This window comes from Herpetosiphon llansteffanensis (assembly GCF_003205875.1).
GTDB classification, from domain to species: Bacteria; Chloroflexota; Chloroflexia; order Chloroflexales; family Herpetosiphonaceae; genus Herpetosiphon; species Herpetosiphon llansteffanensis.
On the sequence record NZ_PUBZ01000090.1, the window covers coordinates 1 to 15,543 of the forward strand.

General features: G+C 50.6%; 13 protein-coding genes. 4 read left to right on the forward strand and 9 right to left on the reverse strand.

What is annotated here, in order from left to right; genetic code table 11:
- Positions 1 to 257 precede the first annotated feature (257 nt).
- Both C5S61_RS10885 and C5S61_RS10890 read left to right on the forward strand, forming a co-directional pair.
- On the forward strand, positions 258 to 1,418 hold the full coding sequence (locus C5S61_RS10885; RefSeq protein ID WP_110515083.1) for a metallophosphoesterase: 1,161 nt from the start codon (positions 258 to 260) through the stop codon (positions 1,416 to 1,418).
- Positions 1,419 to 1,448: 30 nt separating this feature from the next.
- Positions 1,449 to 2,711 (forward strand): chloride channel protein, encoded by a 1,263-nt coding sequence (locus tag C5S61_RS10890; RefSeq protein ID WP_110515084.1) that lies wholly within the window; start codon positions 1,449 to 1,451, stop codon positions 2,709 to 2,711.
- An 828-nt stretch (positions 2,712 to 3,539) separates the two neighbouring features.
- On the opposite strand, the gene C5S61_RS10895 is transcribed toward C5S61_RS10890, so the two are convergent.
- From C5S61_RS10895 to C5S61_RS10930, 8 genes are read right to left on the reverse strand one after another with little or no spacing between them, the layout of a single operon-like run.
- Positions 3,540 to 4,685 carry a glycosyltransferase family 4 protein gene (locus C5S61_RS10895; RefSeq protein ID WP_164689364.1) on the reverse strand — a complete coding sequence of 382 codons (1,146 nt, stop codon included), beginning with the start codon at positions 4,683 to 4,685 and terminating at the stop codon, positions 3,540 to 3,542.
- Entirely contained in the window at positions 4,682 to 5,458 is a 777-nt protein-coding gene (locus C5S61_RS10900; RefSeq protein WP_110515086.1) for a class I SAM-dependent methyltransferase, read from the reverse strand. Before C5S61_RS10900 ends, C5S61_RS10895 begins: the two co-directional genes overlap by 4 nt.
- A gap of 11 nt (positions 5,459 to 5,469) precedes the next feature.
- Positions 5,470 to 6,453, reverse strand: coding sequence for a D-glycero-beta-D-manno-heptose-7-phosphate kinase (rfaE1, locus tag C5S61_RS10905; RefSeq protein ID WP_110515087.1), 984 nt, complete (start codon positions 6,451 to 6,453; stop codon positions 5,470 to 5,472).
- Positions 6,446 to 7,483, reverse strand: a complete 1,038-nt coding sequence (locus C5S61_RS10910; RefSeq protein WP_110515088.1) for a glycosyltransferase family 9 protein — start codon at positions 7,481 to 7,483, stop codon at positions 6,446 to 6,448. Before C5S61_RS10910 ends, rfaE1 begins: the two co-directional genes overlap by 8 nt.
- 2 nt (positions 7,484 to 7,485) lie before the next feature.
- Positions 7,486 to 8,160, reverse strand: a complete 675-nt coding sequence (locus tag C5S61_RS10915) for a class I SAM-dependent methyltransferase (RefSeq protein WP_205701384.1) — start codon at positions 8,158 to 8,160, stop codon at positions 7,486 to 7,488.
- Complete coding sequence (locus C5S61_RS10920; RefSeq protein ID WP_110515089.1) at positions 8,153 to 9,394, reverse strand: glycosyltransferase; 1,242 nt, start codon at positions 9,392 to 9,394, stop codon at positions 8,153 to 8,155. Before C5S61_RS10920 ends, C5S61_RS10915 begins: the two co-directional genes overlap by 8 nt.
- On the reverse strand, positions 9,394 to 10,677 hold the full coding sequence (locus tag C5S61_RS10925) for an ABC transporter ATP-binding protein (protein ID WP_110515090.1): 1,284 nt from the start codon (positions 10,675 to 10,677) through the stop codon (positions 9,394 to 9,396). Before C5S61_RS10925 ends, C5S61_RS10920 begins: the two co-directional genes overlap by 1 nt.
- A 2-nt stretch (positions 10,678 to 10,679) precedes the next feature.
- Positions 10,680 to 11,528: an ABC transporter permease gene (locus C5S61_RS10930; RefSeq protein ID WP_110515091.1), complete on the reverse strand. Its 849-nt coding sequence runs from the start codon at positions 11,526 to 11,528 to the stop codon at positions 10,680 to 10,682.
- Between the two features lie 502 nt (positions 11,529 to 12,030).
- On the opposite strand from C5S61_RS10930, the gene C5S61_RS10935 reads away from it, so the two are divergent.
- Together C5S61_RS10935 and C5S61_RS10940 are read left to right on the forward strand one after the other, a co-directional pair.
- Positions 12,031 to 12,426 (forward strand): RidA family protein, encoded by a 396-nt coding sequence (locus C5S61_RS10935; RefSeq protein ID WP_110515092.1) that lies wholly within the window; start codon positions 12,031 to 12,033, stop codon positions 12,424 to 12,426.
- A 515-nt stretch (positions 12,427 to 12,941) separates the two neighbouring features.
- Positions 12,942 to 14,447 carry an extracellular catalytic domain type 1 short-chain-length polyhydroxyalkanoate depolymerase gene (locus C5S61_RS10940; protein WP_110515093.1) on the forward strand — a complete coding sequence of 502 codons (1,506 nt, stop codon included), beginning with the start codon at positions 12,942 to 12,944 and terminating at the stop codon, positions 14,445 to 14,447.
- Positions 14,448 to 14,634: 187 nt separating this feature from the next.
- Here C5S61_RS10940 and C5S61_RS10945 read toward each other — a convergent pair whose 3' ends face one another.
- Complete coding sequence (locus C5S61_RS10945; protein ID WP_110515094.1) at positions 14,635 to 15,492, reverse strand: MmyB family transcriptional regulator; 858 nt, start codon at positions 15,490 to 15,492, stop codon at positions 14,635 to 14,637.
- Positions 15,493 to 15,543: the final 51 nt, after the last annotated feature.

Genomic DNA, 15,543 nt, shown 5'->3' on the forward strand with positions numbered 1-15,543 from the left:
TCCCCAACCCCTATGTTCTATGTTCTTTGCTCTATGTTCTTACTTCATTGCTCTGCGCCTCTGCGTTAAATTTTGACTTTTGATTTCTGACTTTTGCCTTCATCCTTCATCCCTCATCCTTCATCCTTTACTTCTCCCCCATTGCGCTGAGTACTGGTTGGCGAGGGTGGACTAGCGATTGATTGAATTGGGCAAGGCTTGCCAGCATACTTGAGTGCTAGAATGATTGATAGTGTTGATTCAGTGGGGATCAAGCTGTGCAACGCAAGCTTGGGGTTGGGCTTTTGGGCATTTTGCTGTGGCTGGGTGGTTTGGCGCTGTTGGGCGGCCTTTTTGGCTGGAATTTGGATTGGCTCAAGGAATGGCAATGGCTGGCTGAGCAAACTGGCTGGCGTTTTTGGCTTGCCCAAGTGGTTTTTCGTGTGCTCTTGTTTTTGCCATTGCTGCTAGGCTTGCTGTTATTGCTGCATCCTTTATGGCTTGGGCGACGCTTGCTGCCAACATCGAAGGCTAATTCAAGCCTGAGCGCTGTTCCGTTGGCCCATGAAACGCTCAATCGACGACGTTTTGTGATCGAGGCGGGCTTGCTTGGTGGCTTGGTTGGCTATAGCAGCCTGATCGAGCCATTTAACCCTGAAATTGTAGAGCTTGAGTTGCCTATCGCCAATTTGCCAAGCCGCTTCGAGGGCTTTAAGATTGTGCAATTGAGCGATTTGCATGTGTGTGCTTTCACTCCCGCCGATGATGTGGCCCGCGCTGTGGCATTGATTAATCGGCTTGATGCAGATATTGTGACGATTACTGGTGATTTTGTTGATCGTCATGCGAAATTTGCCGATGATGCGACGATTCCGTTGCGCCAATTACAAGCTCGCGAAGGCATTTTTTCGGTGCTTGGCAACCACGATTATTATACTGGCGATATTGAGCGCATGATTTGGGCGATTAAACGGGCCGATTTGGGATTGTTAATCAATCAGCAAACCGTTATTCGGCGTGGAGCTGAGCGCTTAAATTTGGTTGGCTTGGACGACCCCAAGCATAATGCTGGCAATGGTTGGAGCCATGCCAATATTGATTTGGCGCGGGCGTTTGCCAACCTACGTGCTAGCGATCCATGCATCACATTGTTGCATAATCCGATTTTTGCGCCGAGCGTGATTAGTGGCTATGCGCCGCAACTCGTGCTTTCGGGCCACACCCATGGCGGCCAGATTTGGGTGCCGATTTTGACCGAAAGTGCGGTGCGTTCGCGCGATCGCTTTGTGGAAGGCCGCTATCAACTTGCCACCAGCCAGATCTATGTTAATCGTGGTTGGGGCTTTACCGGCCCGCCGCTGCGCTTTGCCAAACGCCCAGAAATTAGTGTGATTCGGTTAGTTGGTAGTCGGGGATCGGGGGTTGGGGATCGGGGATAGTTTCAGGATTAGATTGGATAGTGTAGATCTATGTTGTTGGGATTTAAGCTGATGCGCCAAGTTGGGCGCTGGACAAGTTTGGCCTTGGCAATTGGGCTTGCTGCTGGTTTGGCAAGTGCGCTTTTTTTAGTTAGTTTAGCTTGGGTAACAAGTCTACAGACGAACAATTGGTGGCTTTTGCTCAGTTTGCCGTTGCTTGGTGGCTTGGTGGCCTGGCTTTATCAGCGTTTTGGCCAGAGCGTGGCGGCGGGCAATAACCTGATCATCGAACAATTGCATAACCCAGATTCAGTGGGAATTCCCTTGCGCATGGCTCCGTTGGTATTGCTTGGAACCTTGCTGACCCATCTTGGCGGTGGCTCTGCTGGCCGTGAAGGCACGGCGGTGCAAATGGGCGCAAGTTTGGCGGCCCAGCTTGGCCGCTGCTGGCGCTTGCCACAGCGCGAATGGCGAATTGTTGTGCTGATGGGGATGAGTGCTGGATTTGGGAGTGTGTTTGGAACCCCGATTGCGGGCACGATCTTCGCGATGGAAGTGCTGGCATTTGGGGTTTTGCGCTATGAAGCCTTATTGCCATGTTTGGTAGCGGCCTTAGTTGGCGATGCGGTGGTGCGTTGGCTGAATATTGCGCATAGCCATTATCAGGTTGTCAGCGTGCCCGATATAAGCTCGATTTGGACTTGGTTGATTGGGGCGGGAATCTGCTTTGGGCTTGCCAGCAGGGCTTTTGTAATTTGGACTGAATTGGTGCAGAGCCGCTCGCGGCGTTGGCTGCCAAACCCAATTCTGCGGGCTTTTGCTGGTGGCTTGGTGATTGTGATTATGAGCTGCTTGTTGAATACCCGTGATTACAATGGGCTAAGTTTGCCTTTGCTCGCCCAAGCATTTGAGCCACAAGGCGTTGTGCCATGGGCTTTTGCGCTCAAATTGTTGTTAACTGGTTTGACGTTGGGTGTAGGCTTCAAGGGTGGTGAAGTAACCCCATTGTTTGTGATTGGCGCGACGCTTGGTTCGGCTTTGGCGCAAATCTTTGGCCTGCCGAGCGATCTACTGGCGGCGTTGGGCTTGATTGCGGTGTTTGCTGGGGCAGCGAATACGCCGTTGTCCTGTGTATTGATGGGTATTGAATTATTTGGCTCGCCCTTGCTAGTGCCATTAATGCTGACAACGCTGATTGCCTACACTATTTCGGGCCATGGCGGGATCTATGCGGCGCAACGGGTTGGCTTGGCGAAACGCCACGATTTGGCGCAGCATACTGGCAAACGGCTTGATCGGTTGGATGCTGATTAAATGCGAGAGGCCCGAACTCTAGCCTAGTGTCGGGCCTCATTGTTGCTATTGATTTGCACACATCAATACGTTTAAACTACCACGTCAGTCCTAAAAGCGCTGGGTTTTTCCATTAAACTACGGCCCCAAAGGTTGGCGGAGCTGGCTAGATTCGAACTAGCATCCAGCGGTATATGCATGATAGTGCTTGACTTGATGTTCAACAGCGAATACTGAATCTAGAGCGATAATCTGAATTTGAGTGGCTGTGTCAGCGCCTCTGCCAATTGGGCTACCCAGCCAAAGTTGGTGGCTGGGGGAGGATTCGAACCTCCACTTTCTAACACGGGTTGTGCCGATTCAGCTTGAGCTTTAGCCTCAGCTTGCGCTCTTGCGCAGCAGTATTGTAGGCTAGGTTGGGCGTTTGGGCAATCGTGCTTTAGGCTGATTCACGAAGCGCACGAAGGTTTTTTTAGCCACAGATTGTCACAGATTTATGTGATTATTCCACAGTGCCAATAAACTGTTCTTTTTTTAGCCACGAATTGCACGAATTGCACGAATTATCCATTTCATTTCTTTACGAAGGGGCTGAAACCGCGAAGCTCACGAAGAGCACGAAGCTGGGCTATGGGCTATTGGCTTCATCCCTCATAATTCATCCTTACGTCGTTCTCTGCGCCTCTGCGTTAAATAATTGATCCACGAAGTGCACGAAGGACACGAAGGAGAATTGGCTATGGGCTGTTGGCACAGGATGACCAACCGATCCCCAGCCCCCGACCCCTGATCCCTATTTTTTGATTTTTGCCTTCTGACTTTTGCATTTTGTTGGATATGTTCTATGCTCTATGTTCTATGTTCTTTTCCATACAGCTCAAAGGTGCGTTGTAGCATCGTTTGTAATTCAAATTGCTGCTGAATGCGTTGGCGGGCAGCTTGGCGACAGGCGTTGTTTAATGATTGATCGCTCAGCATGCGCCCGATGGCTTGAGCCAGCGCACTACTTTGGCCAGGCTCAACCAACAAACCTTGCTGACCATCGCTAATTGCCTCGCGCGTGCCATCTGTGCTGCTGGCCACAATCGCCTGCCCACTGGCCATGGCTTCGAGTAAGGCAAACGATAAGCCTTCGTAGAGCGAGGGCAAGACGAAAACATCGAGGGCTGCTAATGCTGCGGGCATAGCACGCTGTTGGCCCACAAAATGAACCTGATCTGGCTTGGGTAAATGCTGGGCAGCTTGCCGTAATTCGCCCTCTAAATCGCCTTCGCCAATCAAGGCTACATGCACATTTGGCTGTTGTTGCCAAATTGCTGGCAAGGCCTCGAACAAAGTTTGGTGGCCTTTTTGGCGACTCAAGCGGCCAACTACGCCTAAAAGTGGCACATCGTGGGGAATTTGCCAAGCCTCACGGGTTGCTGGTTTGCGCGGTTGTGGCTGCCAGCGCTGGCTATCGACAGCATTATAAATTGTGTGCAAGCGCCGTTTGGCAAAGCCAAATTGCTCAAGTAACAGTTGGGCATTGCCTTGAGAAACCGCGATCCCAGCGTGCAAGGTGGCATATTGCCAACGCCGATTGAGCAAACGCAAATGGTGCGAGAGCCAATTAAAGCGTGGAATTGGCGTAACCAATTGGAAGGTGATAATGCGGCGTGGCACGCGGGCCAAGGCTGCACCCAGCACCAATTCTGCGGCCCGACGTGGCGATGGCACGACAAAATGCACAATATCAGGCCGTAATTGGCGAAATAGCTGCGCCGCTTGGTTGACTGCTTTAAACGATAAACCATGCTCATGCACCGCATCTAAGGTGGCGATGCTTGCGCCGTGAGCTTTGGCCCGATCGATCAATGGTTGGGTGGCTGCACGCGGCGGCATCAACAACCCCAGCTCAAAACGCTGTTGATCGGCATGCAGCAACAGCGTTTCTAAATAGCCTTCAGCGCCGCCAAGGCCGGTGCTATCGGTAACAAACCAGAGCCGTTGTTTCACGCAGGCACTCGGTAGATTGCTAAACGGGTTTGTTGAATGCGATAGATTGGCAAGCGATCGGCGAGTTCGTTGACACAGCGGGTTACGCCAACACACTCAGGATGCGCATCGACCCAAGTATAATCATCCCACACGACCACACCGCCAGGTCGCACCAATTTGAGCGCCACTTCGGTATCGGCCTTCACAAAGGGATACGAGTGATCAGCATCAACCAACACCAGATCCATTTGGCCATAATAGGGGCTAAAATCAAATGGCTCTAAACCAAGCCAAAGTTGGCTGATTTTGCTGGCTTCAGGGGTATTGTGAAAATGCTGGCCTGGCGTGAAGGTCAATTCAAACTGATAGCCGTTGCGCCGCAAATATTCGTTGCGGGTCTTAATCTCAAGATCAAGGGTGTAGATTTTGGTTTCGGGGCTGCTATGTTGGGCCATCATGCGCGTGGTTGCGCCCATGTAGGTGCCAAATTCAAAAATCGTTTTGGGTTGGCTAATTTGGGTCACGCCTGCCAGCGACAACAATTCGGCCAAGGGCATTTCCATGGTATCGTCGCGCACAATCGAGGCGACTGGCACTTCGATGCTCGCTTGGCGACCTTCGGGAAACAGCTCAGGCAACGAGCGTTGGGTCAGAGTATATTCGGCATAACGACCATATTGCTCAAACAGGCGTTGGCGCACGGTTTTTTGGTTGCTGGCAACCCGCCAAGCAATGTAGCGCTGCATAATTGGCTTGGGAATAAATGGCCGCACTCGGCTTTTCCACGACATAGCGATTCCTTTTATACTGAATAGAGGCTGGTAATTGCTTGTGATAATTCGGTCAGATCAACGGTAGCCGTGCCAACTTTGCCGACCACAATGCCTGCCGCAATATTGGCCAATTGCATGGCTTGCTCCAAACTGCTGCCACTGGCTAAAGCCAAGGCCAAAATTGCCACAACCGTGTCGCCCGCTCCAGTCACATCGTAGACGTTGCGGGCATGGGTTGGCAAAAAGACTGGCGCATGCTGGTTGCGATACAGCGCCATGCCATCAGCGCTGCGAGTGATAATTAGCGCCGCGTCTTGTAGCAAATCCAATAATTGATCGGCGGCAATTTGCAGTTGTTCAAGGCTTTGTAAGCTGAGGCCAGTCACCACTTGGGTTTCTTGTAAATTGGGCGTAATCACGCTGGCTTGGGCATAGCGTTGATAATTAATCCCCTTGGGATCAACCACCACCGGAATATTATAACGCCGTGCTTGTTGAATCACATATTGACAAACCCGCTCTGTGAGCACGCCCTTGGCATAATCGGAGAGAATGCAGACCTGACAATCAGCGATATGCCGATCAACCCATGCACACAGCGCAGTTTCGCTGGCCGAATCGAGCGCCGTATTGACCTCGCTATCATAACGCAACATCTGTTGGTTATGCGCGATAATCCGCGTTTTGAGCGTGGTTGGACGTTGGGCCTTGATCAAGCCACTGCTTTCGCCAACACCCGCCTGTTCGAGCGCCAATTTGAGCTGTTGCGCTGCAAGATCGTCGCCAATTACGCCACCAAGCAGCACTTCGGCGTTGAGCGCGGCAATGCTGGCGGCCACGTTGCTGGCTCCACCAGGTCGATAGCTGCGCGAACGCACATTGACAATTGGCACTGGCGCTTCAGGCGAAATCCGCGTAACATCGCCCCAAATATATTCATCGAGCATCACATCGCCAACAATTAAGACCCGTTGTTGGCTTAATTTGGCCAGCGTGGCGGTTAATTCATGCACGATGAATCTCCAATTCGATCAACTCATGGGCGGGCCGCGGCTTGATATAATCGACGTTTAAAGGCTGGCCAACCAAGGCCAATTGCGCTTCGACCGCAGCTAGCACTTGTTCTGGCGTAATTTCCTGCATACATTGGCGCTCGATCGGGCAATTCTCCCACAGCCAGCAGGGCGCACAATTTAATGGCGTGTACAAATTGCTGTTGCAGCTATAGCCCGATTGAAATGGTGCTTCACGACCGCCAAAAATAATCACCGAACGGCAATCGACAGCGCGTGCCAAGTGCATTTGAAAGCCGACAAAGCCAATAAATAATTGCGCTGCCTGCAAAATTGCTGCCGATTCGCGAATGCTGGCTTTACCGCGCAGATCAAGCACATGCTCAAGTTTGGGGTCGCTAGGCATACCAAGTTGAACGATGGTAAAGCGTTTGGCTAATTCATTAACCACAATTTGCATGCGGTCTGGATACCATTCTTTGGTAGCGATTGGATAGCGAGCAGCTAGAATTGAGCTTTGCACAGCAATATACGGCTTAGAAATGATGTGTTGTGACCGTTCAGCCTCAGTTAAATGCAGATAAGGCCGCACACCAACTGGATAATCAATTCCTAAAACTGAAGCCATATTAGTAATTAAATGTTGCTGTGGTGGTAAATCACGGCCTTGCTCTTTAATATGGGTTGTATAATTCAGCCGCTTAAACGCCATATTATGCTGTTCAATAATTTTGAAATAGTATGGCATAACTGGAATAATGCCAGCAATATCAGGATTATGGGCGAATAATTCGGGATTATTGGTTTGCATCCACAAGTCAGCTTCGCCATGTTCGCGTAACGCTCGAAAAATCGCCGTACACAACAATTGATCGCCGAGGCCGCCACCAAAACCTAGCACGCGATTAATTGTGGGCTTTTGTAAGTGCAAATTTAAATGCCACCAGCGTGGTGCGAATTTACTTTGCCAATCGTAGCGCAAACGGCGCTGAACCCGCGCTAAAAATGAAATTTGGTTTGGATCTGCCACAACTAGGCCTCAATTTTCTCGCACACCAATTCCCACGAATAAATATCGACATCGGGATTTTCGTGAATAAATTTGGTTTGGCCTAGTTCACGCAACAAGCCTTTGACAAACTCCAGCGAGAAATGGGCATGCTTGTGATGCGGATTGTAGGGTTGGCCTGTTTTTTGGCAATGGACGCGAAAGCGTTGCTCGTCGGGACAGAAAATAACTAAACGCCCGCCGACTTTTAATACCCGCAACCATTCTTTTAATGCAGCTTTGGTGTCATCGAAATCTTCGAGCAAGTGTGACGAATAAATGTAATCGATCACATTATCGGCAAACCAATACAGATTATCTGCATCGCCACCCAATTGCACGGGATATTGACCGACAGCTGTATAGGGTTGGGGCAAATCGACCCGCACGGCACGAGGATTAATTGGGTCGCCGCCAAAACCTAAGTCTAAGCCATAGCCAACACAGAACGGGTCGAGTCGTGCGCGACATTTCGAGGTTTCGCTGGCCCAAGCCCATTTGGTGGTGCGTTTGGCCTGAATTTTGGGCAAAATTGTGTTCATCGCCGAACGCGCAACCTTTTCGACACCCAAGGCGCGGCTGACAGTTTTGAGTGCTGGCAAAGCCCGCAGATAATTTTTCCAAACAATTTGGCGTGTGCGAGCAATATATTTAGTCATGGCGCGAATCCTTGTTACAGGCAGCGTATAGTGCTGCTTCAACCCGATCGATCATAGTGGTCATGCGAAATTCGCGATCAACAATCGCGGTCGCTTGCTGGCGCAGTTTGGCGGCCAAGGCTGGTTGCTGGAATAAGCTGGCGATATGGGCGGCGCAACCAGCTGCATCGTCGCGAGCAAAGACCATACCAGTTTCTTCGTGCTTGATAATTTCAGTCGTGCCGCCAGTATCCGAGCCAACCACGACCAATCCCATGGCCAAGGCCTCGACTACGGTGATGCTAAATGGCTCGTCCCAACGCGATGGGAAAATCAGAATATCGTGGCTGGCGTAAATATCGGGTAGATCTTGGCGCGGTAATTTGCCGCGCCAATCGACGCTTTGGCTGATGCCTAGTTTTTCGGCGTAGCATTGCATCTCGCTGGTATATTCGGCGGAAAGCCCAGCGCCAACAATCGAGAGCGTCGCTTGTTTGAAGCCATGCTTTTGTTGTACCAAGGCAAAGGCTTCGAGCAAGGTTTCCATGCCTTTGTGGCCTGAAATTTGGCCGACGAATAACAGGCGCTGGCCCAGCGGTGCAGAGCGTTCGCGGCGCACAAATAAATCGTAATCAACACCCCAGCGAATCACATTGGTGTTAGGCATGGGGCCGATTGGTTGGGTTTGCTTGAGCAAAAAGTCGCTGGCAAAAATCGCATTGGCATAACTAATTGGCAAATTATTGCGAAAGCCAGTTTTGCGCCCAAGCTTCCAGCCAAGCAGTTTGCGCCCTAGCCAACGCAAGGGATGGCGCGGCATATAGTGCCATGGATCGAAAATGCCAATTCGAATTGGCCAGTGATCGGAGATGAAAAAGACGGTGCGATAGCCCTGATCTTGCAGCATCCGCACTGCCGACATCGAGGCTTGATAGAAGCTCCACACAAACACAATATCGGGTTTTAGCGCTTTGGCAAGGTCTAAAATACGTGGCTGATTGTGCATTTCGCGTTCGTACAAACGGCGTTGGTGGGCTAAAGTGGTTTGGGCCACGGGGTGAATATCAATCGTCAGCGAGCGCTCGACAAAACCTTCGCGCACTTCGCGATCCACGCCGTAGGTGCTGGTGAGCACGGTTACATCGTGGCCTTTGGCGCGCAATCCGGCAACCACATCGCCACAACCAACCTCATAGCCGCCGATATAGTGTGGCGGAAACAAGCTGGTCAATACCAGAATCTTTAATGGTTGCATTAATCGCGATCCTCTTGGGCCGTCTCAGGCCACTGCCAATGTCCGCTCAGCCGTACATTGCCTGCATAATCGAGCCGACTCATTGATGGCGGCGTACTGGGGCCGGGCAAGATTTCGACTTGGGCGCAACCAGGCAGATAATCCAGTGCACTCCCATCACCAGAACGCACCCCAACATCAAGCAAATAGATGCCTGGCTGCAGATTGAGCGTGTCGATGGTGCTGGTGAGTTGGCCATGCTGGCCGCGCTTGATTTGGTAGCGGGGAGCGTTCAAATCGCTATCGACCGTCATCAGGCGTGTGCCTTCGAGCGAGGAAAAGCCGTAGCCAAACGATACGCCATAGACATCTGCATAGGCTTCGTAGTTGAAACTGACGTTGAGCGCTTCGCCATGCAAAATTGGCTCGCCATGATTGAAGGTCAAATCGTTGATTTTGAAGCGTTTGCCATAATCGTAATGGCGCACGGCTTCGCGCAAATCGACGCGCGAGCTACTTGAGGTGACAGTTTCCATCAAATATTCGTTGACGATCGATGCCGATGGGCCATCTTTGAGCACTGTACCTTTATTGAGCCAAATAACGCGTTGACATAAGCTGCGAATTGCTGCCATATTGTGGCTAACAAACAGCACCGTGCGGCCATTCTGGGCAACTTCGCCCATTTTGCCCAAACATTTCTTTTGGAATTGAGCATCACCAACCGCCAACACCTCATCGACGATCAGAATTTCTGGCTCAAGGTGCGCGGCAACCGCAAAAGCTAAGCGCAAATACATGCCGCTGGAATAATGCTTAACCATCGTATCGATAAATTGCTCAACTTCAGCAAACGCCACAATTTCATCGAATTTGCGGTTAATTTCGGCGCGGCTCATGCCCAAAATTGCGCCATTGAGGTACATATTTTCGCGGCCTGTGAGGTCGGGATGAAAGCCCGTGCCAACTTCGAGCAACGTGCCAACTCGCCCACGAATCATGGCTGAGCCAGAGGTTGGCTCGGTGATGCGCGACAGCACTTTTAACAAGGTGCTTTTGCCAGCGCCGTTATGCCCAATAATCCCCACAACCTCGCCTTGATTGACATCAAACGAGACATCGCGCAACGCCCAAAACTCTTTGGTTGCGGTTTGGGTTCCTTGGCCACGCAGTGCCGAACGCAAACGCCGCGCTGGCGCAAGCATGGCATCGGACACAGTTTCGCGAAAGGTTTTCTGAAACGAATTCGCCCCGATGCGAAATTGCTTACTTAAATGCTCGACCTGAATCGCAATCTCGCTCATTGTTACACCATATCTGCAAATTGTTTTTCAACGCGGCGGAAATATAACGCTCCGGTGATCAGCAGGAAAAGGGCAATGCCAACTGATGGCAGCATCGTTGACCAAGTGATTTGGCCAGTGCCAAGCAGCGACCAACGAAAGCCATCGATCACGCCAGCCATGGGATTCAGCCCATACAACCAGCGCCATTCGTTGGGAATTAAGCTGCTGGAGTAGGCCACCGGGCTGCCATATTGCCAAAGCTGAGCCATAAACGGAATGACATAGCGAATATCACGAAACTGCACATTTAATGCAGATAACCATAAACTGACACCTAAACCCGTGATAATCACCAAGAGAATGAAGAGTGGTAGCGCCAGCATGCGGATGGTTGGCGTAATATCAAACCACAGCAGCATGCCAAACATCACCACAAAAGCAATGGCAAAATCGACTAGGCCACCGAGGACGGTCGAAATTGGCACGGTTAAGCGTGGAAAATAGACCTTTTTAATCAGGTTTGCGTTGCCGACCAAGCTATTTGAGCCTTGGCTGAGGGCGTTGGCAAATAGCGCCCACGGCACGAGCGCCGTAATCGAAAAGGCTTCGTAGGCGATGCCATCGGAGGGCAATTTGGCCAGTCTGCCGAAAATCAGCGTAAAGACAATCATCGAAAACACTGGCTGGATAATTGCCCATGCTGCGCCAAGCACTGTCTGTTTATAACGGACTTTGACATCGCGCCAAATCAGAAAAAACAGTAATTCACGGTAGGCCCAAAGTTCGCGCAATTGCAACGAAACCCAGCCATTCGATGCTTCTATGCGCGTGATGGGGGTTGTTTGTAACGTCGTGGAGGCTCTTTGCACTGTTTTTCTCACCACACAATGTTTGTTAACAGACGAAGCCATTATAGCATATCACGCTTGGCTTGGCAGTTTGTTCGGAGTGGGGAACGGTCGTTGGGGGTCGGGGATCGGTTTTGATCCACAAAGCGCACGAAGGAATGGAACCGCGAAGAGCGCGAAGGACGCGAAGGTTCAGTTTTTAGCCACAGATTGCCCAGATTGGTTGGATTAGGTTCCCAATAGCCTAGCGCCCATAGCCAAAAGCCACGCTTCCTCTGCGCCGCTGCGTTAAATAAATTGATCCACGAAGGAACGGAACCGCGAAGCACGTGAAGGACGCGAAGATTGATTTTTGCCACAGATTGCCCAGATTGGTTGGATTAGGTTCCCAATAGCCTAGCGCCCATAGCCAAAAGCCATGGTTTAAACCAAGCCTCTGAATCCTGCCCCTATGTTCTTTATTCTTTGCTCTATGATCTTTGCTCCGCTATGCTAAACTAGGTTTTTTATGCATGAGGTGATTATGAGTTCGATAACATTGCTCAATCCTGCTGGAATGCCAGCTGCCAATGGCTATTCACATGTGGCCGAAGTTCGGGGTGGGCGAACGATTTATTTGGCTGGTCAAGTGGCTTTGAATGTGCAAGGCGAAGTTGTTGGTTTGAACGATCTGGAAGCGCAAACCCGCCAGGTTTTTGCCAATTTGCAGGCTGGTTTGGCAGCGGTTGGCGCAACGTTCGAGCATGTGGTTAAACTTAATTATTATCTGTTGGATATTAGCCAGATTGCAGTTGTGCGGACGATTCGTGATCTGTATGTGAATGTTTCCCAGCCACCAACCAGCACTGCAGTTGAGGTGCGACGGTTTGTACGCGATGAATTTTTGATCGAGATTGATGCAATTGCCGTGATTGACTAGAGAATTGGTTTTGATCCACGAAGGACATGAAGGAAATGAGGCTCTAGGCTTTTGGCTATGGGCTTTTGGAACAATGGTTGTAATTTCAATCAGATTGCCACCCGTCATCAGCCAAAAGCCATACATCCTCTGCGTCGCTGCGTTAAATAAATTGATCCACGAAGGAACGGAACCGCGAAGAGCGCAAAGGACGCGAAGGTTCAGTTTTTAGCCACAGATTGCCCAGATTTGTTGGATTATCGGTCCAATAGCCTAGCGCTCATAGCCAAAAGCCATACATCCTCTGCGTTAGCTGTCGATCCACAAAGAACACGAAGATCGAGAAGGAAATGAGGCTCTAGGCTTTGGATCATGTCAATTCCAATGATGTCCGCAAGCCCATAGCCTAGAGCCTCTGACCACTAACCCCTGACCCACACTGTAACTCAGCTGTAACTACTTGCTGCTATGCTTAAAATCCTTCCTGCCCCATTGCCCACAGTGCAACCCCTAGCGTCAATCAAAGGAGATTGCTCATGAAACGAGGATGGCTGATCGGTTTGCTCTTGCTTGGTCTTTTGGCTGGTTTTTGGAGTCCGCAGGCGGCCAGTGCTGGCCAATGGGTTACAGGTTCGGTTAACACTAGCGCTGGCTCGCGCAACTATAAACTTTGGGTTCCAACCAATTATTCAGCTTCAACGCCAACTGCCTTGGTGGTGATGTTGCATGGTTGTACCCAAACTCCCGATGATTTTGCCCGTGGCACAGAAATGAACAATTTGGCCGATGCTCAGACATTTTTGGTGCTTTACCCCGAGCAACCAACCAGCAGCAATGCCAATCGGTGCTGGCAATGGTGGGACGCGCAGCATCAGGCGCGTGGCGCTGGCGAGCCAAGTCTGATCGCTGCCATGGTTACGACGGTTCAATCAAGCTACAACGTTGATCCAAATCGGCGCTATGTGGCAGGTATTTCCGCTGGCGCTGGTATGAGTGTGATTATGGGCGCAACCTACCCCGATATGTTTTCTGCAATCGGCGTGGTTGGTGGCTTAGAATATAAAGCTGCAACCAGTGTGCTGAATGTTTCGATGGCGATGCAAACTGGTGGGCCGAATCCCGAAGCGCAAGGCTTGGCTGCTTATCAATCGATTGGCACGCGGGCGAATGTGGTGCGCGTAATGGTCGTTCATGGCAGCACCGATGCGGTAGTTGCTCCGATTAATGGCCAGCAAGTGGTGCAACAATGGCTCACGACCAATGATTATCTTGATGATAGCCAGCGCAACAATTCAGTTGATGCCAATGTTGATCAAACTATTGCAGATACCGTGCCCAATGGCCGCAGCTACACCCGTACAATCTATAACAATGCAGCCAATCAGCCAATTATTGAGCATTGGGCGGTCAATGGCATGGGCCATGCATGGTCTGGTGGTAGCACTGCTGGCTCCTATACCGATCCCCAAGGGCCAAAGGCAAGCAATGAATTTTGGCGTTTCTTTAGCCAAACTACGGCTAATCCAACCCCTAGCAATCCGACCGCAACTCCGAACAATCCGACCGCAACTCCAAGTTTGCCAAGCCCAACTCCTGGCACTGGTCAAAGCTTGCAATTTCCATCGTGGGGTTTAGAAGATGGTTTGGTCGCTCAAACCACATTGAGCGGCTATGTGTTAATTCCAAGTATGTATGTTGGCGATAGCGGTAGCACCAGCCTGCGCGGAATCCTCTCGTTTGATACTTCGGCAATTCCCGATGGGGCGACAATTACTGGGGTTAATGTGACCTTGGCCTATGATCAAAGCGCGGTTGGCACGCCGTGGACTGGCCTCGGCGCGTTGGTTGGCGATCTTAATCAAGGTTGTTTGAGTTTTACCTGCTACCTTGAATTAGGTGATTTTGCTGCCACAGCGAGCGCAAGCGGTGCGCTGAGCTTTCAGCAAACCCCCAATGGCTTAAATGGCACAGCCAATGCAGCTGGATTAGCGCCATCAACAAGCAAGGGCGCACGCAAATTCGCTTGCGTTTTGAAAACCTGACCAATGGCAATCCAGGCGCTGATTATTTGCGGATTGCTGGCGGCGAGGCAATGCAGGTCAGCGCTCGGCCTGTGCTAACGGTAACCTTTCAGCCCTAAACCTTATGGGCTGCATCCAAAATTAAGCTAATGTGTGACCCTGCGCCCGATTTCAAGGCGAGGGTCACACGCTGGCATTGGCAATAATTCTATTCGTGCTCAGGTTTGGTACCGGTCGCTTCAACATAGGCATGAATCCGTGGATAGATATAACTATCCGATTCGCTGATATAAATCGTGCGCAAACCATAGACTAAATTATCGGTTTGAATTTGGTTTGCCATCTCTTGGGCTTTGATGGTTGGGTCGATGCTCTGCCAAATGCGCTCGAAATCGGGGAATTGCTTCAAACTCGCAATCTTGGTTTGATACCACGGCTCAAATTGACATGTGCGATTGGCCTGTTGAAAACTATAGACATAGCTGCGCGCGACCCGCTCCCATTGCAAGCCACCTTTATTCAAGAGTTTACGGGCTGAATAATGCTCGTGATCAAACATGAGATGCAAGATATTGCGATGCTGCTCTGGGATACGATCAAAACGTAGCCCCAAAAAGTGCTGAAAAACTGGCTCCATCTGCTGATTAATCGCTAGAACATCCCAAACTTGATTGACCAAAAATGCTGGATAGACCAAAATATCGAGCAAGCTTTGATATTGGGCAATTTGGGCATCAAGTGCAACTCCGCTGAGAATATCGGGATCTTCTGCATAGCCTGCGCTGCGTAACAGATGATTGCGCTCATGGGTCGGGCATTCCAACAAACTGGCAATCCCACGCACAACATGTTCTGCTACCTGATTTTTGGCGCGTTGCTCGAGCAGCCGTTTATAGGTTGGATATTCGGCCCAAATTGCTTGTTGGCTAAAAGGATTGGCCTGTTTTTTTTGTTTATTGTGCCAAAGCTGATCTTCAAAGGCACGCTTGCGTTGAATCCGAATCGTTTCGGCGGCTGCAATAAAGGCTGCGTTGATTTGTCCCGCTCGATCATTGATTTTTGTCATTGCTTCTTTGCCTTTTTCAAGGAGAAAACCCCTTTTTTGATGCTACCAAGC

What these genes read in the sequence shown, in the direction of transcription:
- C5S61_RS10890 (WP_110515084.1), top strand. Translation starts at nt 1,449, where the DNA reads ATGTTGTTGGGATTTAAGCTGATGCGCCAAGTTGGGCGCTGGACAAGT.
- C5S61_RS10945 (WP_110515094.1), bottom strand. Translation starts at nt 15,492, where the DNA reads ATGACAAAAATCAATGATCGAGCGGGACAAATCAACGCAGCCTTTATT.
- C5S61_RS10900 (WP_110515086.1), bottom strand. Translation starts at nt 5,458, where the DNA reads ATGTCGTGGAAAAGCCGAGTGCGGCCATTTATTCCCAAGCCAATTATG.
- C5S61_RS10925 (WP_110515090.1), bottom strand. Translation starts at nt 10,677, where the DNA reads ATGAGCGAGATTGCGATTCAGGTCGAGCATTTAAGTAAGCAATTTCGC.
- C5S61_RS10940 (WP_110515093.1), top strand. Translation starts at nt 12,942, where the DNA reads ATGAAACGAGGATGGCTGATCGGTTTGCTCTTGCTTGGTCTTTTGGCT.
- C5S61_RS10915 (WP_205701384.1), bottom strand. Translation starts at nt 8,160, where the DNA reads ATGACTAAATATATTGCTCGCACACGCCAAATTGTTTGGAAAAATTAT.
- C5S61_RS10920 (WP_110515089.1), bottom strand. Translation starts at nt 9,394, where the DNA reads ATGCAACCATTAAAGATTCTGGTATTGACCAGCTTGTTTCCGCCACAC.
- C5S61_RS10935 (WP_110515092.1), top strand. Translation starts at nt 12,031, where the DNA reads ATGAGTTCGATAACATTGCTCAATCCTGCTGGAATGCCAGCTGCCAAT.